Origin of the sequence: Cereibacter johrii, from assembly GCF_001720585.1 — a bacterium.
Classification (GTDB): Bacteria; Pseudomonadota; Alphaproteobacteria; order Rhodobacterales; family Rhodobacteraceae; genus Cereibacter_A; species Cereibacter_A johrii.
On sequence record NZ_MABH01000217.1, the window covers coordinates 1 to 24,370 of the forward strand.

Genomic DNA, 24,370 nt, shown 5'->3' on the forward strand with positions numbered 1-24,370 from the left:
GGGACGCGCGGGCCTCGAATGGCCGCGGCAGCCGGATCTGGCGCTGGCGCTGGCGGACGGGCTCCTGCGGCTGCCGGGTCTTGCGGCCCTGCGGCCCAACGTGCCCGCCGACAGCCACTTCCTCTATCTGCGCCATGTGCGGTTGAAGACGGTGCGGCGGGTGAAGGCCTCGGCCCTCGGCGCGCGGTTGCAGGGCCTGTGGCGCAGGCGGCGGGCGCGGCGCGAGCTGGCCAGCGCGCGGGCCGGATTGCAGGCGGGCAAGGGATGAGGGCGACCGGCACCTCGCGCGAAGGATGTCCGGCGGCGCCGGAAACGATGCATCTGCTCTTCTGCGCCGACCGGCCGTTCTTCCAGCATGCCGCGGTGGCGGCCGTGTCGGCCGCAAGCGCGACCCGCGGGCCGTTGCAGGTGCATCTTCTGACCTGCGACACCTGCCCCGAGGAGGAGGCGTGCTTCCGGGCCGCCCTCGCGCCCTTTGCCCATGTCGGGATCTCGATCCACCGGGTGCCGGCGGCCCGGCTCGAGGGGCTCTTCGTCGACCGGCACCTGAGCGCCGCGGCCTATCTGCGCTTCCTCGCCCCCGAGGTCCTGCCAAAGGCGGTGGAGAGGGTCCTCTACCTCGACTGCGACCTGATCGTGCTCGACGATGTGGCGCAGCTCCTGCGGCTGGATCTCGAAGGCAAGGCCGTTGCGGCGGCGCCCGATCTCGGATGGAAGGATGCAGCCCAGGGGGCGCGCTTCCGCACCCTCGGCATCCCGCTCGACCGGGCTTACGTCAATTCCGGCGTTCTGCTGATGGACCTCGGCCGGTGGCGCCGGGACGGGCTGTCGCAGAAGCTGTTCGACTATGTCGCGCGGCACGGCTCGCTGCTGCTGCGCCACGATCAGGACGCGCTCAATGCGGTGCTGGCGGAGGATATCCATCTTCTCGACCGGCGGTGGAACCTGCAGGTGTTGCTGCTGAGCCCCTGGGCGAAGCGGGCCCTGCCGGAGGATCGGCAGGCCACGGTCGCGGCCCGGCGCGATCCGGCAATCCTGCATTTCTCGACGGCGGAGAAGCCGTGGAACTTCCGGGTCTGGACGCGGCGGAGAGAGCTCTATTTCCGGTTCCGCGCGCGCACGCCCTGGAGCCGCGCCGTCCCCGAGGGGCTGACCGCCGCGCAGGCCTGGGAATATGATCTGGCGCGCAGGCTGCTGCGCATCGGCCTCGACCTCTATCTTGTGCGGGGCGCGGTCCTGCGCCTGCGCAAGATCCTTCTCGCGCAGGCCGATCGTGGGCGGGGCTGGCCGAGCGCCGCACGGAGGCTGATGAATCGATGAGCCGCATCCGCAGGGGCATTCTCTTCTCGGCCGCCGACAAATATGCGTCGCAGATCCTGAGCCTCGTGACGCTCGCGATCATGTCGCGGATCCTGACGCCGGCGGAGACCGGCCTCTATCTCATAGCCAACAGCCTGATCCTGCTCGCGGACAATTTCCGCGCCTTCGGGGTCGGGATCTATATCGTGCAGGAGCGCGAGCTGGACCGGCAGGCGGTGCGGGCGGGCTTCACCGTCACGCTCGTGATCTCCTACGGGATCGGTCTCGCGATCTGGCTGTCGGCCGAGCTTCTCGCTGCCTTCTACGACAATGGAGAGATCGCGCATCTGCTGCGGCTGGCGGCGCTGGCCTTCGCGGCAATTCCCTTCGGCGCGCCGATCCTCGCGCTCCTGCAGCGCGACCTCGCCTTCCCGACCCTCGCCGGGCTCAATGTGACGGCGGGCTTCGTGGGCTTCCTCGTCACCATCGGGCTCGGCTTCGCGGGCGTGGGGCCCGCGAGCTATGTCTGGGGCTATGTGGCGACCAGCGTCACGGTGGCGGTGCTGGCCTTCGCCCTGCGGCCCGAGCCCTGGATCTACCGGCCGACCCTCGCAGGCTCGCGCCGGGTGCTGGCCTTCGGCATGACCTGCTCGGCGGTGACGCTGCTCAACATGGCCTACGAGATGCTGCCGCGCCTCGCCTTCGGCAAGATCCTGGGCTTCGCCGCCGTCGGCCTCTACGGTCGGGCGCAGACCGTGTGCCAGCTGCCCGACCGGGTGATCGCCTCGGCGCTGCATCCGGTGGTGCTGCCCGCCATGGCCGCCGAGGTGCGCGCCGAGCGCGACCTGAAGCCCGCCTATCTGCGGGGCCTCACGCTCATGTCCTCGGTTCAGTGGCCTGCGCTGATCCTGCTCGCGCTGCTGGCCGATCCGGTGGTGCGGCTCCTCCTCGGCGCGCAATGGACCGAGGCCGCGCCGCTGGTGCGCATCGTCGCGCTGGGCAACATGGTGCTCGCCCCGGCCTTCCTGACCTTTCCCGTCCTCGTGGCCACCGGGCGCATCCGCGACACGCTGACCTCGAGCCTCATCAGCCTGCCGCCCGCCGCCGCCATCACCATCGGCTCGGCGCAGTTCGGGCTGACGGCGGTGGCCTGCAGCATCTTCGTCACCGCGCCCCTGATGATGTTCGTCTCGCTGGTCTTCGTGCGGCGCGCGATCGGCCTCGGCTGGGGCGAGATCTTCCTGAGCCTGCGGCCGAGCCTCGGGGTCGCGGCCGCCACCGCCGCCGTGCCGGCCTGCGTCGTGCTCCTGTCGCCGAACAGCCTCGACCTCCAGTGGGGCGAGGCGGCGCTGGCCCTGGCGGGAGGCGTGGCGGGCGGGCTGATCGCCCTTCTGGCGGGCCACCATCCCGCGCGGGACGAGCTCCTCGCGGTGGCGCGCATGGCGTCCCGCTTCCTCTCGCGGACAAGAATCAGCAGGAGCGAGACCTGAGCGAGGCTGCTTCCCGCCCCGGTTGACAGCCGGCAACCGCGCCTCCTCGGCGTGAGAACCTGTCGCAGCAGGGCCTCCGGCGCGCCATTTGCCACGGATCTGAGCAAAAGACTGCCCAATCGGCGGCCGGCTCCGGCAGGGTTCCGCGCCTGCGACCGTCACGGTCTGGCCCTGCAAAGAGGCGCAGGCTACATGCGTCGCCGGGATCGGAAGCTCTCACCGTGATGCTCTGCGGCCGGCGGAACGCGGGTCGCTCCTGCAGCGGGACGGGGGCGCCGGTCCGGCATGGAGCTCTGTGCGAGCCCATGTCGTTGCGTGTCTGTCAGGGGGGCATGAAGCCTTGCAGGTTGGGTTCGTCGCATGAAGCATGGCATTCGCGCAAGCGGACGGGCCGGTCCCGTTCCGCCGCAGCCCGGAGAGGCGGAGAGGCGCAGGCCATGGACGGCCGAGGCGCGGCTCACCCGACATCTGCGCACCGAAACCCCGAGCGACCGGATCTTCGCCGCATCCTGCGTCTGCGGACATCATGTGGTGAAGATCCTCGCGCATCTGCGGGCGCTTCTTGCAGCGATCCTCGCGGTCTTCCTGTCCATCCTCCGGTTGAGCCCCTGCGTGGCCCTGCCGTGACCTGACCGCGGCGCGCGCAAGGCCCTTCTCGTCCGTCCAACCCGAGCCCTGCCTGACCCGCGGGACATCCCGCTTGCGGGACCGGGCTTGGTTTGACTTCGAGACACAATCAAGAAGCGACTAAATCCATCCTTAACTCAGCCGTCGCAAGCATGAGCCGCAAGAAATGTGCGGCTACGGCGATGTGCCCTCCACCACAGGAGAGACTGATGACGACGTACTACGTCGCGACGAACGGCAACAACAACGGCAACGGCAGCTCGGGGTCGCCTTGGGCCAGCATCAACTTCGCAATGAGCCAGGACCTTCGCCCCGGGGATGAGGTGGTCGTGCGCGCGGGGACCTACCGCGAGTCCGTCACGATCGCCCACGGCGGCTCGGCGGCCGGCGATGTGACGCTCCGCTCCGAGGTCGAGGGCGGCGCCCTCATCCGCCCGCCGGCGGGCGCCTGGAACGGCATCTATGTCTGGGACAGCTATGTCACCATCGACGGGTTCGACATCGGCGGCGCGCCGGGCGACGGGATCGAGGGCAACGATGTCCACCATATCACCGTCCGCAACAACACGGTCCACGGCAGCGGCGAATCCGGCATCCAGTTCAACTGGTCCGAGTTCCTGAAGATCGAGGGCAACACCACCTACGACAATGCCAAGAGCGGGTGGTTCTCGGGCATCTCCGTCTACGAGAACCGGAACATCTCGGGCGACACCACGACCGAAGGCTACCGCACCATCATCCGCAACAACGTGTCCTACGACAACGTGACCTCGGGCGGCGCGCATACCGACGGCAACGGCATCATCATCGACGACTTCCAGAACGGCCAGACCACCGGCCATCCGAACTACACCTATCCGACGCTGGTCGAGAACAACCTCGTCTATGACAACGGCGGCAAGGGCATCGCCGTCCACTGGAGCGACAATGTCACGGTCCGCAACAACACGGCCTATCACAACAACCAGGACAATGCGAACGACGGCACCTGGCGCGGCGAGCTGAGCAACCAGGATTCGAACAACACGATCTGGGTGAACAACATCGCGGTGGCGGATCCTTCCGTCAATTCGAACAACACGGCCATCGGCTTCTACGGGGCGAACAAGGGCGTCGTCTGGGCCAACAACCTGACCTATAACGGGCGCGCGGGCGATGCCTCGCTCAAGCTCGAGGGCGGCAACAATCCCGCGCCGACGGCGGCCAACGGCAACCTCTTGGGCGTCAACCCCGGCTTCGCCAATCCCGGGGCAGGCGATTTCACCCTGACCTCCGGGTCGAAGGCGGTGGATGCGGGCACGACCAAATACGGTCTCGCGACCACGGATCTCGACGGCGACGGGCGTGTTCAGGGCGTGGTCGACCTCGGGGCCTTCGAATGGGGATCCGGATCCGGCTCGGGCCCGCAACCGCAGCCCAACGCCGCTCCGGTGGCCAATGACGACACCGGCCTCTCGACCACCTCGGGGGTCGCGCTGTCCATCGCCACCTCGCGGCTTCTGTCGAACGACACGGACGCCAACGGCGACAGCCTCTCGATCGCGTCGGTGGGCTCGGCCACGCACGGCACGGTCAAGCTCAACACCAACGGCACGGTGACCTTCACGCCCGAGGCCGGCTACAAGGGGGCGGCAACCTTCTCCTACACCGTCTCCGACGGCAAGGGCGGCAGCGACGCGGCTCTGGTCACGCTCGACATCAAGGCTCCGCCGGTCGTCACGCCCACGAACACCGCGCCCGATGCCCGGAACGATGCAGGCTTCAGCACCGTCACCGGCAAGCCGGTCTCGATCAAGCTGGCGGACCTGCTGAAGAACGACGTCGATGCCAATGGCGACAGACTGACGGTCACCGGGGTCGGTTCGGCCAGCCACGGCACCGTCAAGCTCAACACGGACGGCACGGTGACCTTCACTCCGGAAGCCGGCTACAAGGGGGCGGCGAGCTTCACCTACGATGTCTCCGACGGCAAGGGCGGCACCGACCGGGCCAATGTGGCCATCGACGTGGCTGCGGCGCCGGTGGCGGAGGATCCCACCACCTACAGCTTCTGGAACGGCGCCGCCCAACCGAAGGTGGCCTCGTTCCGGGACTACCACGCCGTCGAGCTCGGGATGAAGTTCGTGGCGGATGTGCCCTCCGAGATGGAGGCCATGCGCATCTATGTGGGCTCGCGCTACAATGGCATCGAATCCGTCACGCTGCGGACGGCCGACGGCAAGGTCGTGGCGACGCAGTCGGTGGACGGGCTGACCGGCACCGGATGGCAGGAGATCGCCTTCGATACGCCGGTCCAGCTTCAGGCGGGGCAGACCTACGTCGCCTCCTACTTCACCTCGACCGGGCGCTACTCCTACAGCGACTACTATTTCACCAAGGCCAAGGATGCGGGCCCGATCTCGGTCGGGGCGAACGCGGGCGTCTTCTCCTACGCCGACAAGAGCACCCTGCCCACGTCGAGCTACCACGGGAACAACTACTGGATCGACGTGGTGGTGGATCCGATCGAGGGCGGCACGACGCCGAAGTCGGGCGGAGCGGCAGGCAGCACGGCGCCGCAGTTCCTCGAATCCGCGAATTCGGTGATCGGCGAATCCGGGGTGGTGAAGGTGGATCAGGCGACGGCCGACGGCTGGCACAGCGTCCGCTTCGCCGAAGCGCTCGACTCTCCCTCCGTCGTCATGAGCGCCATGTCGGGCGGCGACGAGGCCTTCACGGTGCGCGTCCGCAATGTGACCGACAAGGGCTTCCAGTATCAGATCGACGAGTGGGACCATCAGGACGGTCGCCACGGCGTCGAGACGCTGGGCTGGATGGCGGTCGAGAGCGGCGTGCACCAGCTGGCCGACGGCCGGACCATCGCCGCGGGCAGCGGCTCGGCTTCGGGCGCGGCGGGCCGGATCGACTTCGGCGACCACAGCTTCAAGAAGGCGCCCGTCGTCTTCGCGCAGGTGACGGGCGACCGGAACGCTTTTGCGGTCAATGACCGGATCGAGAAGGTGGGCGCCGAAGGCTTCGGCCTCCGGCTGGAGCAGCAGGAGGCCCGGGCGGGCGCCATCGTGAACGAGTCGGTGGCCTGGATCGCCGTCGACCGCGGCGCGGCGGGCGAAGGCACGCCCCTCGCCGGCACGACCGGCACCGGCGTGACGCACCAGCCGCATGCGCTGGATCTGGGCGCAGCCTTCGCGGGCGAGGAGTTCGTGTTCCTCACCGACATGCAGACCCGCAACGGGACGGACAGCGCAACGGTCGGCGTCACCGACCTCTCGGACGACCTGGCCACGATCCTGATCGCCGAGGAAACCTCGCGCGACGCAGAGACCCGGCATGTGGCCGAGGACGTGGGCTATCTCGGCCTCCAGATCGGCCAGATCCTCGGGCACGAGGCCAACGACCTGCTGATCGCCTGATCCGCAGATCTCCGTCGGGGCGGCTGCGCGCCGCCCCGACAACCCTGCCCGCGACGGGGCGGCCGCGCGCCGCCCCGACGACCCTGCCCGCGACGGGGCAGACCGAGGCGCCCCGCCTGCGGCTGGACGCCGCCCTCCGGATCTCTTTCCGACAATTTGCAATTCCGCCGAAAGGGGAAGGCGCACGCCTCTCCCCTCTGTCGTTTGTGATGAAGGGCGATGGCCGATTGGCCGGGTTCTCCGGCAAGCCCGAACGGATACACTGAACCCAGTTCATTCGCCCATGGCTTTTCAATCTGGCTCCAGCCCGTCGTTCGGAGGAGTGATCTTTGCCGATCAGGAATTGTGACATTGCCCCCGACGCCAAGGTCTTCCAGCCCGACCTTGTCAATCTCTACGGGTGCCGCATCGGGTCCGAGACCCGGATAGGTCCCTTCGTCGAGATCCAGAGCGGCTGCACGGTGGGTGCCCGCTGCAAGATCTCGTCGCACAGCTTCCTGTGCGAGGGCGTGACCCTCGAGGACGAGGTTTTCGTGGGCCACGGCGTCATGTTTACCAACGACATCTTCCCCGAGAGCACCAATCCCGACGGCAGCCTGAAGTCGGGCGACGACTGGAGCTGCGCGCCCGTCCTCGTGCGCCGCGGCGCCTCGCTCGGCTCGAACGCCACCATCCTCGGCGGCGTCACCATCGGCGCGGGCGCCCTCGTGGGTGCCGGGGCGGTCGTGACGCGGGACGTGCCGGACCATGCCATCGTCGTGGGCGTGCCCGCCCGCGTCATCGGCGACGTGCGCGACCGGAAGGCCGCCGGGGCCGCGGAAACAACCATTGCCACTCTTGCGAGGTCGAGATGATCGGAATCGGAATTGCGGGTTACGGATATTGGGGCCCCAACCTCGCGCGGGCGGTGGCCGACACGGGCGCGGCCCGGGTCGAGATGGTGGCCGACATGTCGGAGGCCGCCCGCGGGCGGGCGGCGCTGCGCCATCCGTCGGCGCGGCTGACGGGCGACCTTCTCGAGATGATCCAGGATCCGAAGGTCGATGCGGTGATGATCGCGACGCCGGTCCATACCCACTACGAGCTCGCGATGGCGGCGCTGCGGGCGGGCAAGCATGTGCTTGTCGAGAAGCCGCTGACCGACTGCCCGGTCAAGGCCGCGCGGCTGGTCGAGGAGGCCGCGCGCCGCGGCCTCACGCTGATGGTCGATCATACCTTCATCTATACAGGCGCGGTGCAGACGATCTCGGATCTCGTGGGCCGCGGCGAGCTGGGGGATATCTACTATTACGACTCGACCCGGGTGAACCTCGGGCTGTTCCAGAGCGACGTGAACGTGATCTGGGACCTCGCGGTGCATGATTTCGCGATCATGGACCATCTGATCCCCTCGCGCCCGGTGGCGATCTCGGCCAGCGCCGCGAGCTTCGTCTCGAACAGCCCCGAGAACATGGCCCACCTCACCGTCTATTACGAGTGCGGCGCCATGGCCCATCTGAACGTCAACTGGCTCGCCCCGGTGAAGATCCGCCAGACGCTGATCGGCGGCAGCCGCAAGATGGTGATCTACGACGACATGCAGACCAGCGAGAAGGTCAAGATCTACGACCGCGGCGCGAGCCGGAAGCCCGGCACCTACGAGCATCTCGTGTCCTACCGGCTGGGCGACATGTATGCGCCCGCCCTGTCCAGCAAGGAAGCGCTGCTCGGCATGGCGCAGGAGTTCCTGCGCTGCATCGAAACCGGCGCCGTGCCGCTCACCGACGGCCGCAACGGACAGCGCGTCGTGGAAATGCTGGCTGCGGCCTCGCGCTCGACCGAGATGCGCGGCCATCCCGTTGATCTCGTCGGACTGAAGGTGGCGTCATGATCCCGTTGCTCGACCTCAAGCGGCAATATGCCGTCCTCGGCCCCGAGATCGAGGAGCGCGTCTGTGCCGTCCTGCGCAGCGGCGGCTATGTGCTGGGCCGCCCTGTCGAGGCCTTCGAGGAGGCCTTCGCGCGCTACTGCGGAACCCGCGAGGCGATTGCGGTGAACACCGGCACCTCGGCGCTGCATCTGGCGCTGCTCGCGCTGGGCATCGGCCCCGGGGATGAGGTCATCACCGTGCCCACCACCTTCGTGGCGACGGTGGCGGCGATCCTCTATGCCGGGGCACGTCCGGTGCTGGTCGATGTCGATCCCCGGACGCTGACGATGGATCCGGCCCGGATCGAGGCCGCGATCACGCCCCGCACCAAGGCGATCATGCCGGTCCATTTCCACGGCCGGCTGGCGGACATGGAGGGGATCCTCGCGGTGGCGCGCGCCCATGGGCTGCGCGTGGTCGAGGATGCGGCCCAGGCCCATGGCGCCGAGCGCGGCGGGCTGCGGGCGGGCGCCTTCGGCGACATCGGCTGCTTCAGCTTCTATCCGGGCAAGAACCTCGGGGCGGCGGGCGAGGGCGGCGCGGTGGCGACGAACGATCCCGACCTCGCGGCCCGGGTGCGCCAGCTGCGCGACTGGGGTCAGAGCGAGCGCTATGTCCATACGATGAAGGGCTTCAACTTCCGCATGGATGCGATCCAGGGCGCGGTGCTGGGTGTGAAGCTGCCCCATCTCGACGGCTGGAACGCGGCGCGGCGGCGGGTGGCGAATGCCTACGAGGCCGGTCTGGCGGACGGGCTTGTGCGGGCGGCGGGGCCTTTCGGCGCGGATCACGTCTGCCATGTCTATGCGCTCGAGACCGCGGATCGCCCGGGCCTGATGGCGGCGCTCGCGGCGGCGGGCGTGGGCTGTGGCATCCATTATCCGGTGCCGGTCCATCTCCAGCCCGCCTATGCCGATCTCGGCTACGGGGCGGGAAGCTTCCCGATTGCGGAACGCTATGCCACGCGCACCCTCTCGCTGCCGATCTTCCCCGAGATGACCGACGAGGAGATCGGCCGCGTGATCGAGGCGGTGAATGCCCATGTTGCGCCCGAAGCGGCGCCCGAAGCCAAGGAGTTCGCGCTGTGACCGAGAGTTCCAGCCTCGCCGGAAAACGCATCCTCGTGACGGGCGGCAGCGGCTTCGTGGGGTCGCATATCGTCGACCTGCTGCTGCGCGAGGGCTGCGCCGAGGTGGCCGTGATCGACAACATGGTGCGCGGCCGGCCCGAGAATCTTGCCGGGGCGCTGGGCGATCCGCGCCTCAGGCTCGTGACCGGCGACATCCGCGACCGGGCGCTGATGGAGAGCCTCGTCGAGGGCCGCGACATCGTGTTCCATCAGGCGGCGCTGCGCATCACCCATTGCGCGGCCGAGCCGGACGAGGCCATGTCGGTCATGGTGCAGGCGACCTACGACCTGCTGCAGGACTGCGTGCGCCACAAGGTGGGCAAGGTGGTCATGGCCTCCTCGGCCTCGATCTACGGCCTCGCGCCGCATTTCCCGACGCCCGAGAGCGATCCGCCCTACGACAACCGCACCCTCTATGGCGCGGCCAAGAGCTTCGGCGAGGGGCTCCTGCGGTCCTTCAACGACATGTACGGGCTGAACTACGTCGCGCTGCGCTATTTCAACGTCTACGGGCCGCGGATGGACCTGCACGGGCGCTACACCGAGGTGATGGTGCGCTGGATGGAGCGTCTGGCGCGGGGCGAGGCGCCCATCGTGTTCGGCGACGGGCTGCAGACGATGGACATGATCGACGTGCGCGACGTGGCGCGGGCCAACATCCTTGCGGCGAAGGCGGCGGCGACCGACACGGTCTTCAACATCGGCAGCGGCACCGAGACCTCGCTCCTGCAGCTCGCCCGGCTTCTGGGCGAGGGGATGGGGCGGCCGGATCTCGTGCCGGAACATGCGCCTGAACGGTCGGTCAATCCGGTGCCGCGGCGGCTCGCCTCGGTCTCGGCCGCGGCCGAGCAGCTGGGCTTCACCGCCGCCATCCCGCCCGAGCGCGGGCTGCGCGACCTGATCGCCTGGTGGCGCGGCGAGACCGCTCCGGTGCATGAGGCCGCCGAATGATCCCGATCGCAAAGCCGCTGGTCGGCGAGGAAGAGGGCGAGGCCGCGCGGGCGGCTGTCCTGTCGGGCTGGGTGTCGCAGGGGCCGCAGGTGGCGGCCTTCGAGGCGGAATTCGCGGCCTTCGTCGGCGCGGATCATGCCTGCGCCGTCTCGAACTGCACGACGGCGCTGCATCTGGCGCTGCTCGCGGTGGGGGTGGGGCCGGGCGACGAGGTGGTGACGGTCAGCCATTCCTTCATCGCGGGCGCCAATGCGATCCGCCAGTGCGGCGGGGTGCCGGTCTTCGTCGATATCGAGGCGGGCGGCTACAATATCGACCCGGTGTCGGTGGCCGCGGCGCTGACCCCGCGCACGCGCGCCATCCTCTGCGTCCACCAGATCGGGATGCCCTGCGACATGGAGGCGATCCTCAGGATCGCCCGTGCGGCCGGCGTGGCGGTGGTCGAGGATGCGGCCTGCGGCATCGGCTCGGAGATCCGGGTGGGCGAGGTCTGGCAGCGCATCGGGCGGCCGATGGGCGACGTGGTCTGCTTCTCCTTCCATCCGCGCAAGGTCATCACGACCGGCGAGGGCGGGATGCTGACCACGAACAGCGCCGAGCACGACGCCCGGTTCCGCCTCTGGCGCCAGCATGGCATGTCGGTCTCGGACCGCGCCCGTCATGCGAGCGCGACCGTGATCTTCGAGGATTACCCCGTCCGCGGCTACAATTACCGGATGACCGACATGCAGGCGGCCATCGGCCGGGTGCAGCTGACGCGGCTGCCCGGGATCGTGGCGCGGCGGAGGGAGCTCGCACGGCGCTACGATGCCGCTTTGGCCGGGATCGAGGGCGTGACCCCGCCGCACGAGCCGGAGTGGGCGCGCTCGAACTGGCAGAGCTACTGCATCCGTCTGGGCGAGGGGGTCGAGCAGGTTCCGGTGATGCAGGCGATGCTCGATGCGGGCGTGGCCACGCGGCGCGGCATCATGAACATGCATCAGGAGGCGGCGCAGGCCGATGTGCCGCGCCCGCATCCGCTGATCCGGTCCGAGGCGGCGCGCGACCGCTGCATCCTCCTGCCGCTCTATGCGCAGATGACCGAGGAGGAGCAGGATCGGGTGATCGCCGCCCTGCGGGCCGCGCTCGACACCCCCCGCCGCGTCCGGTCGAACGAGACCCGGTCGCTGGAAACCGATACGGCTGCCTGACCCTGGCCGCGCCCTCCGGGGCGCGGCTTCTTTTCTCTCAGTTCCGACCTTTCACGGCCCGCGGCCCCGGTGGCCTGCGGGCTCTGCTCATGTGGGAGCGCGCACCGCGCCGTCCGCGGGTGGCTGCCGTGGCGTCCCGTTCCCGCAGGCTCGCCCGGCCCTCGCAGGATGAAGCGCCTTCTCACCGGCTCTGCCGGGCGCGATCTCGACGGTCTGAGGGAAGGTGGGGTTTTCACCGACCGGTCCCTGAGCCAGATGCCCGCGAAGTCCAGCAGGTGACGCACGACATCTCGGGGATGCTGCCCAGGCGCGGCCCGGCCCTCTCTCCCGCCGGCGCGTTGGGGCACGTCTGCCGGCAGGATGTGGCGCGTGGCCACGGCCGCCCTCCCATCCGTGCGCCGCAAGCCGTTCGACTCCTGATCCGTCAGGGCCGTCCACTTGCGTCTTGCCCGCGCCCTGGGGTCGATGGCGGTCCGGCCTCTCCCGCACACGACGCACAGCCGGACGGGCACGTCCCACCCGTGCCGCCGGCGTTCCATCGCAGGTAGGAAAGGGATCAGTGCTGCCAGGGGGCAGAGGCGGAGGCAGCGCCGACAGTCCCGTTGGACCATGGGGCTGCCATGGCAAGGTCTCGCGCTGGAGCCTGAGAGGGCGGCCTCGGACCTGCGGCCCCCATGCAGTCGGTCGACAGGTCGGCCGGAACGGGCTCGGGCCTCTGCCGCCCGTGGGAGCGGCAGGGGCTGCCGGTGGCTTCAGCGCGCCCGGCCTGCGCCGCGGTGGAAGCTGCTCAGGGTCCGGGCGAGCGGGCCGCCGTCGCGGAAGCCATAGAGGGCCTGCCGTTTCAGGTTCACCCGGTTGATGACCGCGAAGACATCGCCCTCGCGTCCGAGCGTCAGCCGCTGGACCGCCGCCTCGACCGCATCGGGATCCGTCCGGCCCCATTCGACGACAAGGAGCGCCGTCTCGACCAGATCGGCCAGGCTCGCCGTATCGGCGGTGGCGAGCGCGGGCGGCGTGTCGAGGATCACGATCTGGCCGGCGTCGCGGGCCATCTGAAGCAGCGCCATCATCTTCTGCCGGTCGAGGCGGGCCGCGCCGAGCTGGCTGCCGCAGGGCACGAGGTCGATGCCCGGGGCCACCTCGTGGCGGATCACCTCGGCCAGCGACTGCGCGCCCCGGAGGTAATCCGAGAGCCCGAACCCCGGCTCCTGCCCGAAGAGCCGGTGCATGTTGCCCTGCCGCAGATCCGCATCCACCAGCAGGACCTTCTGGCCCGAGGCCGCCATCTCGGCCGCGAGAGCGGCGGCGACGGTGGTCTTGCCCTCGCCCGGCAGGGCGGAACTCACGAGGATGTTGCCCAGATGCTGCCGCCGGGCGTGACCGAGGCTGATGACCACCGCGCGGACCGCATCGGCGAACACGCCTTCGGGCTGCCACCATCCGAGCGGACCGGTCGGCGCGCCGCGGGTGCGGGGCAGTTGCGGCACGATCCCCGTCGGCACCACGCGGCGGATGCGACGCAGATGCTCGGCGCTGCGGACCTTGGTGTCGAGGATCTCGAGCGCGAAGACGGCCGTCACCGCCGCGATGGCGCTGCCGATCATGGCGGCCACGAGGTAGAAGGCCTTGCCGCGCCCGTCCGCGTTCAGCGGCACCGAGGCGGGCGTCAGCACCGAAACCTCCGTCACGTTCTGCCGCGAATTGGAGAGGAGGAGCCGCTGCTGCTGCAGCGCCGCCGCCAGCGCAAGCTGTTCCTGGCTCGCCTCGTTCTCGAGACGGGCGAGCTCGGCCTGCGCCTCCTTCTGCCGGGCGAGCGTGTCGCGCGCCTTCTCGAGCTCCTCGAGGTTCGCGGCCTCCTCCGCCTTCAGCGAGGAGATGCGCCGTGTGAGGGCCAGGATCTCGGACGAGACCTCGAAGCGCATCTGGCTCTCGATCTCGGCAATCCGCTCGCGGACGTCGCGGACCTTCGAATGGTTCTCGCCGAACTGGGTCTGGAGCCGCTCCAGCTCCGCCCGCGCCGTCTCGAGCTGGATGCCGAGCTGCGGCTTGGCCTCGGGCCCGCTGTCGCCGGACGGACCGACCAGAACGCCATCGGCCTTCAGATCCTCGAGGCTGCGCTCGGCCGCTCCGATGTCGTGGCGGATGGCGATGCGCCGCTCGCTGAGGCTCGCGATGGCGGTGTCGATGCCGAGGGCGCTCGGCGAGGAGAGGTCGGGCTGGTTCCGCCGGGTCGCCACCGCCTCGAGCGCCGCGTTGAGCCGGTTGCTCTGCTCTTCGATCCGCACCGCGAGCCACCGCAGGTTCGCCTCGAGCTCGCCCTGATGCTGGCGCTCGCGCGCCTGCAGGTAGGTGCGGATGACCGCGTTGGGCACCGCCGCCGCGATCGACGCATCCTCCGAGCTGAAGCCGATGTTGACCACGTCGGAGTTGCCCTTCTGGAAGACGGTGAGCCGCGCCATATAGGCCGGGATGACGAGCCGCAGGTCGTCGCGCCGGGTGGCGCGCGCGGGCGGATCGGCGTTGAACCAGCTCCGCACGGCGCTGATCGCCTTGCCCGACAGCGAAGGCTCGCGCAGGGCGGCGTTGAATTCCGGCAGCTTGTCGAGGCCGACCTCGCGGATGACCTGTGCGCTGATGTCGCGCGAGACGAACCGCTCGATCTCGGTGCTGAGGTTCAGCGGCTTCTGGTCGGGCCCGTCGACCGCCCCGAGGCCCGCGCTCGGCGGATCGCGCATCAGCACCCGCGCCTGCGCGGTGAAGTTGCGCTTCATGTCGAGGATCGGCCCTGTCAGGAGGGCCATCAGCCCCACGAAGACCAAGGCCGCCACCGGCAGCCTGCGGCGGATGATGCGGAACAGCGCCTGAACGTCGAGCCATTCCTCCTGGGCCGGCGCGGGCACCGGCAGCGGGATCGGCGTCGGCTGCGAGCGAAGCGCCAACGCGACTTTCTGAGCCTGACTCACGGTCGTTGTCCTTCCCCTGCGGAGCCGGGAGCGCGCTCGGCTCCGATCGCCGCATACAGACGATCGAGCTGCCGCCCGTAGGCCGCCATGCTGAAATCAGATAGGAACCTCGCCCGGGCGCGCGCGCCGAGGGCGCGGCGCAGGTCGGGCGCGCCGAGAAGCCGGTCGAGCGCCTCGGCCAGCGCCTGCACGTCGCCGGGCGGCACGAAGAGCCCGCTGTCGCCGTCGCGCAGCACCTCGGGATGCGAGCCGACGGGCGTGGTCACGACGGCGAGACCGTGGGCCATGCCTTCCAGCACCGCCATCGACATGCCTTCGGCGTGCGAGGGCAGCACGAGGATATCGGCCTGCCGGCACAGGGCCTCGGTGGACGGGCGGTCGAGCCAGCCCGGCATCTCGATCCGGTCGGCGAGACCGAGGGTCTCGGCCTGACGCCGGTAGTCCTCGACCGGGCCGTCGCCCGCCAGCACCGCGCGCCAGGAAAGCGAGGCCATGCCCGGCCGGGCCAGCGCCTGCAGCAGCTCGGGCACGCCCTTGCGCTCGCTCAAGCGGCCGAGAAAGAGGATGCAGGGCGGCCCCGGCGGCGGGGCGGACCGCTCTCCCGGATCGGGCACCGCATTGTGCAGGACCACGACGCGGTGGGGATCGGCCTGCAGCCGGTGCACCGCGAGGCGCCGGTCCGGGTCGCCCAGCACCACCGCCGCGTCGGCGCCGGCGAACATGGCGCGCACCAGACTCCGCTGCCAGCCAGGCCGCGCCTCGTAGTCGGCGGCATAATGGTAATCGTGCAGATGCAGCACATGGCGGCACCCGAGGGTCCGCGCCCAGCCGCAGAGCAGGATCTTGCGCACCGTGCTGCCGCGTCCGGCCATGTGGATATGGGCGATCCGGTCGGGCGCCGTCAGCCGGTCGAGCGCCATGCGTCCCATCGCGCCCGCGAACCGCAGGGCGGAACGGGGAGAGAGGCGCTCTCCGCGGGTGTCGGTGACGAGATGCCGCTCGCCGCGCCGCGCCGCCTCATCGACCACATAGCCGATCAGTCGGCCGATGCCGCCGCCATGCTCGCGCCCGCCCGGCCCGTAGTGGCGGGCGATGACCGGATCACCCTGCATCGGCGTGCCTCTCCGCGGGGCTCCGGGCGATCTGGCGGTAGAGCGCCGCGGCACGGGCGCCGACGGCCTCGGGCCGGTTGTCGCCCTCGGCGAAGGCGCGGGCCTGTTGGCTCAGGAAGGCGCGCATCCCGGGCTGCCGCGCGAGGCGCTCCAGCGCATCGGCGAAGGCGTGCGGATCGTCGGGCGGCACCACCAGCCCGAGGCCGCGTCCGCGCACGGTGCGGCCGAGTTCGCCCACGTCGGTTGCCACCACCGGCTTGCCGAAGGTGCCCGCCACATGCAGCACGCCGCTCTGCGAGGCCTCGGAATAGGGCAGCGCCACCACATCCGCCTCGAGAAAGAGCCGGGCCACCTCCTCGTCCTCGATGAAGCGGTTGCGGATGTCGTAGCAGGCGGGCCGGCCCATCTCGGAGGCGAGGCTCTGCGGATCGTCTCCGCGTCCGGCCACGATCACCCGCAGGTCGGGCAGCCGGTCGCGCAGCAGCGCCTCGGCGCGCACCAGCGTGCCGAAGCCCTTGTAGGCATAGATCCGGCCGAAGAGCAGCACGGTGAAGGGCCTGCGCCCCTCGGGCGGGGTCAGGCCCGCGCGACGGGCCAGTGCGGCATAGCGCGGGATGGCGGGATGCGAGATCGCATGGACCCGACTGGCGGGCTTGCCGAAGCGCGCCATCGCGGCGGATTTCAGCGCCTCGCCATGAACGAAGAGATGGTCCGACTGCCGCGCCATCAGCGAGGTGGACCAGGGCGGCAAGACGGCCGTCTCGCGGTCGCCGGGATGGATCTGCACGTCGTGGACGGTGGTGACGAGCGGCACGCGGCGCCAGAGCGGCGCCGCCAGATTGAGCCAGAGCGTGTTGTTCGACAGCAGATGGACGAGGGACGGACGCTCGCGCCACAGGAGCCGCGAGAGCGTGGCGAGAAGCCCGAGGTTTCCGAGGCTGCGGTGACGCGGCCAGTCGAGGAGGCGCAGATCCACCTCGGGCGCGACCCACTGGGCGAGGCGGCCGTACTGGCGCTCGGGCACGCAGAGCATCACCGGATGATGCGCGGCAAGGCCGTTGGCATAGGAGATCGTGTAATCCTCGAGCTCCGTCACGAGCAGCATGGCAGGGCCGGGCCGCCGCATCGGGCCGGACCTTCGCGCCGCGGCGAAGGCGGGGTCCGTGGACCGGGGATCGGGGCCGGTGTCCATCATTGGCCGAGCTCCGCCGTCTTCGTGTCCACAAGGGTGCGGTAGCTCACCTCCAGCACGTCGCCCGGCCGGAGCGGGGTGCTCATCTCGGCCACCACCGTCTCCTCGCGTCCGTCCGTGTCGCGGTGGATGCGCAGCACCGGCTCGACCTCTTCCAGCCGGTTCGCGTCGGTCAGCGAGATGCCCTTGGCGAGGATCTGCGACGTCAGAAGTTCGGCCTCCTGCTCGAGCTTGGTGCGTTCGATCACCGCGTCGCGCAGGTCGCTCTCGAGCTTGACCTTCCGCTTCCGGTCGGTGGCCGCCAGTTCGTAGGCCAGCGTCTCCTTGTCCTGCTGCGACCGGGCGATGTAGGCCTTGAGTTCGAGGATGTCCCGGCCCAGCCGGGCCTCCTCGCGTTCCAGCGCACTGAGCCGGGTGAGCGGCATGGCGCCCTTCTCGGCCAGAGCGCGGGCCGAACTCACCTCCTTCTGCTGCAGCGTCCGTTCCCGCTCCAGATACCTGGCCTGCTCCTGAAGCACGCCGAGCAGGAAGTCGGTGAGGCCCAGCAGATCCTTCATGTGGACCTGCTCCTTGTCGTGCAGATCGAGGCTGCCCGCGAGAAGCCCCCGGTCGAGGCTCTGGATCTCGTTGGCCGAGGCGGGCGGCACGGCCGGATCGGCCGCGGTCTCTGCCGGGACGTCGCGCCTGCCGTCGAGCTCGGCCTTGAGCCGCCCGATCCGGCTCTGCACCTCGAGCATGGCGAAAGAGCTCGCGCGCCATTGGGCATTGAGCTTCATCAGTTCCTCGGGCGGAACGCCGTTCGTCTCTTCCGAGCGCGCGAGGCCCCCGGCCAGAGCCACCGCCTTGCGCACCGTCAGGCCGGGCTCGTAGGCGACCGCTCCGGGGGCCGCCACGACGCCATCGACATAGATGCGCCGGTAGGCCGCGAATTCGACGATCACGGTCGGCTCGAGAATGATGTCCTGCGCCCTGAGCGCGCCTTCCACCGCCTCGCGCACCTGATCGAGATCGAGGCCCGCGACCGCAATGCTGCCGAGGCGCGGCAGCATGATCCGGCCCGAGGCATCCACCCGCGCCTCGCGGTCGAGCGTCGTATCCTCGAGAACCGAGACCGCCAGCACGTCGCCGCTCTGGGCGAGAAGCGGCGGATCCGCCTCGGCGCCGGCATCGCGGGGCCCGAAGGTGCAGGCGAGAAGCAGGGCGAGGGTCGCCGCGGCCGCGCGCCAGCCCGGGAAGCCGGTCCTGCCGGAGGCGGCGGCCCTCCGCCCTCCGCGCGGCTTCGCAGAATCGGCCAGCAGGCACGTCGCTGACAAAATTGTCTGTGCGCTCAACCGAATACTCCCTGAATCAAAAACCGTTCGTGAAATCACTTCCTGTCGCGATGATCGGACGGACAGCCTCGAAACCGAAGCCATCCAATCGGCTCAGCCCGGGGAGGAGGGCTCAGCCCTTCGCCGTATCGCGATGTCGAACGGCGGAAGGCCTCTGTCTCTTTGCATGGGTCGCGACGACGATGCGTCAGGTTCCCAAGCCCGCCCCGGGGGTGCGATCACGGTCCCATAGAGACGGATGGCTTTTCATCAGGGGGTCCGGGGTCGCCGATGCGTTCTTCGTCGGGCAGGAGCGAGGGACGGGACCGGTCCACCGGGCGGGCCGCGGCATGACCGGCGCCGCTCTGGGCAAACCGCTCGGGCTGCAGGTCGAGTGGCGCACGCTCGAGATCGTGGCGGTGCTTCTCGCGCTGATGATCCAGACCGGCGCGGTGTCGGTCCTCCTGCTCGAGTCGGACGGCGGTCTCGGATCGGGCCCGCGGATGATCCTGCGGGCCATGGCGCTGCCGGGCTATGCGGTCACCCTCGTCATCCTCGCGCGCTACCACGTCCCGTTCCTCGCGCTGGTCCGGCAGAACCTGCCGATGGCCCTGTTCCTCGTCCTTCCGTTCCTCTCGGCCTTCTGGTCGATCGGTCCCTCGATCACCCTGCGCCGGGCCGTCGCCATCTTCTTCTCGATCCTGATGTGCTACGTCCTTGCCATCCGCTTCACGCCGCGGCAGTTCCTCGTGCTCTCGACGCTGGTGATCGCGGCGACCCTGATCCTCAGCCTCCTTGCCATCGTGGCGCTGCCGGGCCTCGCTTTCATGCCGCATGGCCCCGAGCTGCGCGGGGTCTTCGTCCACAAGAACGTGCTGGGCTGGTATGCGGCCTTCGGGCTGCTGCTGTCGGCCGCGCTGGGCGCCGACCGCACGCTCGGGCTGCGGCCCTTCGCGATCGCGGTCTTCGTCGCGGCGCTGGTCTGCCTGCTGCTCTCGCAGTCGGGCACGGCGCTCGTCACCGCGGCGCTGGCGGTGGCCTTCACGGTCTTCTATGCGCTCCTGAGCCGGGCGCGCCCGCTCGGGCGCAGCTTTCTCACCCTGCTCGTGCTGCAGTCGACGGTCCTGTTTGCGGCCAGCGTGAACTCCTTCGTGCCCGCGCTGCTGGAAGGCATGGGCAAGGACGCCACCCTGACCGGGCGCGTGCCGCTGTGGGATCTGGTGGATCAGGCCATTCTGCGCCGGCCCGTGCTGGGCTACGGCTATCAGGCCTTCTGGAGCGAGGGCAGCGGCGAGGCCTGGGTGATCTGGACCAAGCTGGTCTGGATGGCGCCGCACGCCCACAACGGCTACCGCGACACGCTGCTGAGCCTCGGGCTCGTGGGGCTGGCCCTCCTCCTCGTCGTGATCGTGCGCGCCCTCCGGCAGGGCGCGGCCCTTCTGCCGCGCGAGCCTTCCGAGCCCTGGCTCGTGCTCAATGTCCTCGTGGCCGTCTTCCTCGTGATGAACATGACCGAGAGCCTGCTCCTGCAGCAGAACAACTTCCTCTTCATCCTGTTCGTCACGGCGGCCCTCATGTTCTCTAGACGGGAGACGCCGACATGACGTTCGACCTGCACGAGGCCGGTCCTGCCCCGGCCGCACCGCGGTCCTGGAAGGATCTGGTGCCCTCTTCCTTCCGTCTCGCGCAGCGGGCCTGGCGCTCGTGGCTGCGGGGCGAGCCCGAGCTGCATCTGGTGCCCGGCCTCTGCGATCCGGCGCGATGGTCGCTCGATGTGGGGGCCAACAACGGGGTCTATTCCTTTCACATGGCGCGGGCCTCGGCGGGGGTGATGGCCTTCGAGCCGCAGCCGCGGCATGTCCGGTTCCTGCGGCAGGCGCTGGGGGCGCCTGTCCGGGTGGAACAGGTGGCGCTGTCGGACGCGGCGGGCGAGGTGCGGCTGCGGGTGCCCCGCGCGCGCATGGAGGACGGGCGCGCGACCATCGAGCCCGCGAACCGGCTGGCGGGCTTCGACTGCGACGAGATCCGGGTGCCCTGCCGCAGGCTCGACGACTACCGGCTGCCGGCGGTCGGGATGATCAAGATCGACGTCGAGGGCCACGAGCTGTCGGTGATCGAGGGCGCGCGGGAGCTTCTGGCGCGCGACCGGCCGAACCTCCTGATCGAGGCGGAGGAGCGGCACCGGCCGCAGGCGGTGGCGAGCCTCTGCGCGCGGCTGCGGGAGCTGGGCTACGCAGCCTATCTCCTCGGCCCCGAGGGGCTGCGTCCCACGACCCCCGAGGCGGTGGAGGCAGCCGGCCAGAACAACCTCGTGTTCCTTCATGCGAGCCGTGCCGAGACGGTGCTCCGGCGCTGCCGCGGCCGCCGGGCCGGGCGCTGACATGCTTTGGCCGGAGGGGTGGGGGCGAGACCTGTCCGAAGGGTCAATCCGCTGCTCCGGGCACGGCCCGCGCTCGGCCGATCGGAGGGCGCGGCGCACAGGAAGGTCAGGCTGCGCCGGCGCGGCCGGACAGGAATAATGGCGGTGCATTTCGAGCCGGCGGCCTGGCCCGCAGGCCCACAGAAGGATTGGTGAGGCATGATTTCCGAGGTTTCCCTTGCGGACCCGACCTTGGCGCAGGCACCCCCTCCGGGATGGGAGGGGGTGCGGCTGACCGCCCCCTGCCGGCATCCGGTGATCGGGGTGCCTGTCTCGGTCACCGACTATGACGAGGTCGTGGCGGCCACGCTCACGGCCGCCCGCGCCGCGGTGCCCTTCCTCGTCACCGCGCTGGCGGTGCATGGCGTGGTCGAGGCCTGCACGCGCCCCGACATGGGCCGCGCCATCGCGGGTTTCGATGTGGTGACGCCCGACGGGCAGCCTGTGCGCCACGCGCTGAACCTGTTGCAGAAGCGGCGGCTGCGCGACCGGGTCTATGGCCCGACGCTGATGCTGCGGCTCTGCGCGCAGGCCGCGCGCGAGGGGCTGCCGATCTATCTCTACGGCTCGACGGAAGCGGTCGTCGAGAAGCTCGCCGCGGCCCTTCAGGCGCGCTTTCCCGGCCTTGTCGTGGCGGGGCGCGAACCTTCGGTCTTCCGCCCGCTCGAGGCGCAGGAGCGGCGCGCGCTGGCCGCCCGCATCCGCGCGAGCGGCGCGCGGCTGGTCTTCATCGGCCTCGGCTGCCCGCGGCAGGAGCTGTTCGCCTGGGAGAACCGCGACCTGATCGGCCTGCCCCAGATCTGCGTCGGCGCCGCCTTCGACTTCCACGCAGGCAACAAGCGGCAGGCGCCGCGCTGGATGCAGGATCTTTCGCTCGAATGGCTGTTCCGGCTCTCGCAGGAGCCGCGCCGCCTCTTCCGCAGATATGCCTATACCAACAGCGTGTTCCTCCTGGCGCTGGCCAGGCAGATTCTGGGCACGCGCCGGATTTCGGAGGACAGGACTTGAAACGGATCTTGGTCACCGGCAGCGCGGGCCTGATCGGCTCGGAAGCCGCCCGTCATTACGATGCGCTCGGCCACGAGGTGGTGGGCGTCGACAACAACATGCGCCGCTCCTTCTTCGGGCCGGACGGCGACACGTCGTGGCAGCGCCAGCGGCTCGAGCAGAGCTGCAGCCGCTATCGTCACGCGGCCATCGACATCCGCGACCGGGCGGCGGTGGCGCGGCTCTTCGAAGAGTTCCGCCCCGAGGCCATCGTCCATTGTGCGGCCCAGCCGAGCCACGATCTCGCGGCAAAGATCCCCTTCGACGATTTCGAGGTGAATGCGCTCGGCACGCTGAACCTGCTCGAGGCCGCGCGGCAGCACACGCCCGAGGCGCCCTTCATCTTCACCAGCACCAACAAGGTCTATGGCGACGGGCCCAACATGCTGGAGCTGGTGGAGCTGGAGAGCCGCTACGACTTCGCCGACCCGCGCCATGCCGCGGGCATCGCCGAAGATTTCTCGATCGACCAGTGCAAGCATTCGCTGTTCGGCGCGAGCAAGGTCGCGGCCGACGTGATGGTGCAGGAATATGGCCGCTACTTCGGCATGAACACCGTCTGTTTCCGCGGCGGCTGCCTGACCGGCGCGGGCCATTCGGGCGCGCAACTCCACGGCTACCTGTCCTATATCTTCAAGGCGGCCGCGCAGGGCCGGCACTACACGATCTTCGGCTACAAGGGGAAACAGGTCCGCGACCAGATCCACAGCCGCGACGTGATCGGCGCCTTCGACGCCTTCCTGGCCAATCCGCGTCCGGGTGCGGTCTACAACCTCGGCGGCGGCAAGGCGAACAGCATCTCGATCCTCGAATCCATCGACCGGATCGAGCAGCTCTCGGGCCGGAAGCTGAGCTGGAGCCTGAGCGAAGAGAATCGGATCGGCGATCACATCGTCTATTACACCGACCTTGCCCGGTTCCGCGCCGACTATCCCGACTGGCAGCTCGGCACCTCGATCGACGACATCTTCGAGGAATTCGCGCAGGTGAGCTTCAAGGACCGCAGCAGCGCCGCCTGATCCGGGGCGCCCGCCGCGGGCGGGCGCTCCGCGACCTCGAGGGAGACCCGGATGTCCGACCTTCTGTCCCCGACCGCCGCCCGTGCGGCCTTCTCCGAGCCGCCGCGGGCGGAGCGTCCCGTGCCGTCCTCGGCCCGTCCGGTTGCGGCCCCGCCCCTGCGGATCCGCACCGGGCACAGCTACCATGTCTATTTCACCATCGCGCTCGGCCAGCGGAACGCGCGCTTCGTCGAGCGGGCGATGACCCCGCTCAACCGCTACTTCGCCTTCGCGGATTCCTTCGCCCTGACGCCCGAGCCCGGCTTCGATGCGATCCACGCCTGGAACGCGGTGCCCCTGCTGACCCGGCGGCCCTTCATCCTCACCTTCGAGGATTACATGCCCCGCACGCCGGACGACCGGCGCATTCCCTGGGTCGAGCGGGCGCTGACGCGGATCCTGCTCGGCGACCGGTGCCGCGGGCTTGTCGCCACCTCGGACTATGCGCTGCGGCAGTTCCGCTGGCAGCACCGCGCGAACCCGCGCCTGCCCGAGCTTCTGGCCAAGACCGAGCGCCTCTATCCGGTGACGCCCCCGCGCCGCGACCGGCCGAAGCCGCACTCCGACCGGCTGCGGTTGCTCTTCGTCGGGCGCGACTTCATGCGCAAGGGCGGCCCCGCGCTGATGGAGGCCCATGCGAGGCTGCGGGCGCAGGGCGTGCCTGTCGAGACCACGGTCGTCTCGGCGCTGCAATGGTCGCCGCGCGATTATATCGGTCCGCCGGATGCGGCCTATGTCGCCGATTGCCATGCCCGTCTGGACCAGGAGGGCGTGATCTGGCACCGGTCCCTGCCGAGCGCCGAGGTCCACCGGCTGATGGATGCGGCGGACTATCTGATCTTCCCGACCTTCCACGACACGTTCGGCTTCGTGACCCTCGAGGCCTTCGCCGGCGCCACGCCGGTCATCGCCAGCGACACCTGCGTCCTGCCCGAGCTGATCGTGCCGGGCGAGAACGGGTTCCTCCTGCCGTTCGAGAACGACGGAATCGGCAAGTGGTCTTGGCTCTACCGGCAGGCCGAGGCGGGCTATCTCGAGGCCTATCGCGCTCAGGCGGGGCGTCTGGCGGAAGGGCTGGTCGAGACATTGGGCCGGGCCTGGGAGGGGCGCCGCGACTATGAGCGGCTCAGCGCGGGCGCGCTGGCGGCGGCGCAGACGCGGTTCCACCCCGACACGGCGCGGCGGCGGCTCGAGATCCTCTACGAGCGGTTCCGGGCCTGATGGGGTCGGTGCGCGCCCGGTGCCGGCGGGGGATGGCGGGCGA

General features: G+C 69.9%; 18 protein-coding genes and 1 pseudogene. 15 read left to right on the forward strand and 4 right to left on the reverse strand.

The features are described from left to right. From A9O63_RS18270 to A9O63_RS18315, 10 genes and pseudogenes are all read left to right on the forward strand, one after another. Nucleotides 1-268: pseudogene (locus A9O63_RS18270) on the forward strand (glycosyltransferase family protein); the annotation flags it as partial. Between the two features lie 47 nt (nucleotides 269-315). Then, nucleotides 316-1,320: a glycosyltransferase family 8 protein gene (locus tag A9O63_RS18275; RefSeq protein ID WP_069333197.1), complete on the forward strand. Its 1,005-nt coding sequence runs from the start codon at nucleotides 316-318 to the stop codon at nucleotides 1,318-1,320. Then, the gene (locus A9O63_RS18280; protein ID WP_069333198.1) at nucleotides 1,317-2,789 is read left to right on the forward strand and encodes an oligosaccharide flippase family protein; all 1,473 of its coding nucleotides are present in this window, start codon (nucleotides 1,317-1,319) and stop codon (nucleotides 2,787-2,789) included. The genes A9O63_RS18275 and A9O63_RS18280 overlap by 4 nt, the downstream gene beginning before the upstream one ends. Before the next feature lie 360 nt (nucleotides 2,790-3,149). Continuing rightward, a complete protein-coding gene (locus tag A9O63_RS18285) occupies nucleotides 3,150-3,416 on the forward strand; it encodes a hypothetical protein (protein ID WP_069333199.1) in 267 nt (88 codons plus the stop codon). 209 nt (nucleotides 3,417-3,625) lie between these two features. Next, nucleotides 3,626-6,826: a cadherin-like domain-containing protein gene (locus A9O63_RS18290; RefSeq protein WP_069333200.1), complete on the forward strand. Its 3,201-nt coding sequence runs from the start codon at nucleotides 3,626-3,628 to the stop codon at nucleotides 6,824-6,826. 329 nt (nucleotides 6,827-7,155) lie between these two features. After that, nucleotides 7,156-7,680, forward strand: coding sequence for an acyltransferase (locus tag A9O63_RS18295; protein WP_069333201.1), 525 nt, complete (start codon nucleotides 7,156-7,158; stop codon nucleotides 7,678-7,680). Next, nucleotides 7,677-8,696, forward strand: a complete 1,020-nt coding sequence (locus A9O63_RS18300; RefSeq protein ID WP_069333202.1) for a Gfo/Idh/MocA family protein — start codon at nucleotides 7,677-7,679, stop codon at nucleotides 8,694-8,696. Before A9O63_RS18295 ends, A9O63_RS18300 begins: the two co-directional genes overlap by 4 nt. Beyond that, nucleotides 8,693-9,823: a DegT/DnrJ/EryC1/StrS family aminotransferase gene (locus tag A9O63_RS18305; protein WP_069333203.1), complete on the forward strand. Its 1,131-nt coding sequence runs from the start codon at nucleotides 8,693-8,695 to the stop codon at nucleotides 9,821-9,823. Before A9O63_RS18300 ends, A9O63_RS18305 begins: the two co-directional genes overlap by 4 nt. Continuing rightward, on the forward strand, nucleotides 9,820-10,815 hold the full coding sequence (locus tag A9O63_RS18310; RefSeq protein ID WP_069333204.1) for an NAD-dependent epimerase/dehydratase family protein: 996 nt from the start codon (nucleotides 9,820-9,822) through the stop codon (nucleotides 10,813-10,815). The genes A9O63_RS18305 and A9O63_RS18310 overlap by 4 nt, the downstream gene beginning before the upstream one ends. Continuing rightward, nucleotides 10,812-12,005 carry a DegT/DnrJ/EryC1/StrS family aminotransferase gene (locus A9O63_RS18315; protein ID WP_069333205.1) on the forward strand — a complete coding sequence of 398 codons (1,194 nt, stop codon included), beginning with the start codon at nucleotides 10,812-10,814 and terminating at the stop codon, nucleotides 12,003-12,005. The genes A9O63_RS18310 and A9O63_RS18315 overlap by 4 nt, the downstream gene beginning before the upstream one ends. Nucleotides 12,006-12,757: 752 nt before the next feature. Here the strand turns inward: A9O63_RS18315 and A9O63_RS18320 are convergent. From A9O63_RS18320 to A9O63_RS18335, 4 genes are read right to left on the reverse strand one after another with little or no spacing between them, the layout of a single operon-like run. Further along, entirely contained in the window at nucleotides 12,758-14,944 is a 2,187-nt protein-coding gene (locus A9O63_RS18320) for a GumC family protein (protein ID WP_069333206.1), read from the reverse strand. A gap of 20 nt (nucleotides 14,945-14,964) precedes the next feature. Further along, nucleotides 14,965-16,080 carry a glycosyltransferase family 4 protein gene (locus tag A9O63_RS18325; RefSeq protein ID WP_069333207.1) on the reverse strand — a complete coding sequence of 372 codons (1,116 nt, stop codon included), beginning with the start codon at nucleotides 16,078-16,080 and terminating at the stop codon, nucleotides 14,965-14,967. Beyond that, the gene (locus A9O63_RS18330) at nucleotides 16,070-17,275 is read right to left on the reverse strand and encodes a glycosyltransferase family 4 protein (RefSeq protein ID WP_235837002.1); all 1,206 of its coding nucleotides are present in this window, start codon (nucleotides 17,273-17,275) and stop codon (nucleotides 16,070-16,072) included. The genes A9O63_RS18325 and A9O63_RS18330 overlap by 11 nt, the downstream gene beginning before the upstream one ends. Continuing rightward, complete coding sequence (locus A9O63_RS18335; RefSeq protein ID WP_235837003.1) at nucleotides 17,272-18,603, reverse strand: polysaccharide biosynthesis/export family protein; 1,332 nt, start codon at nucleotides 18,601-18,603, stop codon at nucleotides 17,272-17,274. Before A9O63_RS18335 ends, A9O63_RS18330 begins: the two co-directional genes overlap by 4 nt. Before the next feature lie 329 nt (nucleotides 18,604-18,932). On the opposite strand from A9O63_RS18335, the gene A9O63_RS18340 reads away from it, so the two are divergent. The 5 genes from A9O63_RS18340 (at nucleotide 18,933) to A9O63_RS18360 (ending at nucleotide 24,327) form a co-directional block, all read left to right on the forward strand. Next, nucleotides 18,933-20,186 (forward strand): O-antigen ligase family protein, encoded by a 1,254-nt coding sequence (locus tag A9O63_RS18340; RefSeq protein ID WP_069333209.1) that lies wholly within the window; start codon nucleotides 18,933-18,935, stop codon nucleotides 20,184-20,186. Then, nucleotides 20,183-20,962 carry an FkbM family methyltransferase gene (locus A9O63_RS18345; protein ID WP_069333210.1) on the forward strand — a complete coding sequence of 260 codons (780 nt, stop codon included), beginning with the start codon at nucleotides 20,183-20,185 and terminating at the stop codon, nucleotides 20,960-20,962. The genes A9O63_RS18340 and A9O63_RS18345 overlap by 4 nt, the downstream gene beginning before the upstream one ends. A 231-nt stretch (nucleotides 20,963-21,193) precedes the next feature. Continuing rightward, nucleotides 21,194-22,009, forward strand: coding sequence for a WecB/TagA/CpsF family glycosyltransferase (locus tag A9O63_RS18350; RefSeq protein WP_235837004.1), 816 nt, complete (start codon nucleotides 21,194-21,196; stop codon nucleotides 22,007-22,009). Beyond that, complete coding sequence (locus tag A9O63_RS18355; RefSeq protein ID WP_069333212.1) at nucleotides 22,006-23,067, forward strand: NAD-dependent epimerase/dehydratase family protein; 1,062 nt, start codon at nucleotides 22,006-22,008, stop codon at nucleotides 23,065-23,067. Before A9O63_RS18350 ends, A9O63_RS18355 begins: the two co-directional genes overlap by 4 nt. Before the next feature lie 51 nt (nucleotides 23,068-23,118). Continuing rightward, entirely contained in the window at nucleotides 23,119-24,327 is a 1,209-nt protein-coding gene (locus A9O63_RS18360) for a glycosyltransferase family 4 protein (RefSeq protein ID WP_069333213.1), read from the forward strand. Nucleotides 24,328-24,370: the final 43 nt, after the last annotated feature.

Coding starts and splice junctions, on each gene's coding strand:
- A9O63_RS18360 (WP_069333213.1), top strand. CDS start 23,119: ATGTCCGACCTTCTGTCCCCGACCGCCGCCCGTGCGGCCTTCTCCGAG.
- A9O63_RS18315 (WP_069333205.1), top strand. CDS start 10,812: ATGATCCCGATCGCAAAGCCGCTGGTCGGCGAGGAAGAGGGCGAGGCC.
- A9O63_RS18340 (WP_069333209.1), top strand. CDS start 18,933: ATGACCGGCGCCGCTCTGGGCAAACCGCTCGGGCTGCAGGTCGAGTGG.
- A9O63_RS18275 (WP_069333197.1), top strand. CDS start 316: ATGCATCTGCTCTTCTGCGCCGACCGGCCGTTCTTCCAGCATGCCGCG.
- A9O63_RS18285 (WP_069333199.1), top strand. CDS start 3,150: ATGAAGCATGGCATTCGCGCAAGCGGACGGGCCGGTCCCGTTCCGCCG.
- A9O63_RS18290 (WP_069333200.1), top strand. CDS start 3,626: ATGACGACGTACTACGTCGCGACGAACGGCAACAACAACGGCAACGGC.
- A9O63_RS18345 (WP_069333210.1), top strand. CDS start 20,183: ATGACGTTCGACCTGCACGAGGCCGGTCCTGCCCCGGCCGCACCGCGG.
- A9O63_RS18305 (WP_069333203.1), top strand. CDS start 8,693: ATGATCCCGTTGCTCGACCTCAAGCGGCAATATGCCGTCCTCGGCCCC.
- A9O63_RS18300 (WP_069333202.1), top strand. CDS start 7,677: ATGATCGGAATCGGAATTGCGGGTTACGGATATTGGGGCCCCAACCTC.
- A9O63_RS18330 (WP_235837002.1), bottom strand. CDS start 17,275: ATGATGGACACCGGCCCCGATCCCCGGTCCACGGACCCCGCCTTCGCC.
- A9O63_RS18325 (WP_069333207.1), bottom strand. CDS start 16,080: ATGCAGGGTGATCCGGTCATCGCCCGCCACTACGGGCCGGGCGGGCGC.
- A9O63_RS18280 (WP_069333198.1), top strand. CDS start 1,317: ATGAGCCGCATCCGCAGGGGCATTCTCTTCTCGGCCGCCGACAAATAT.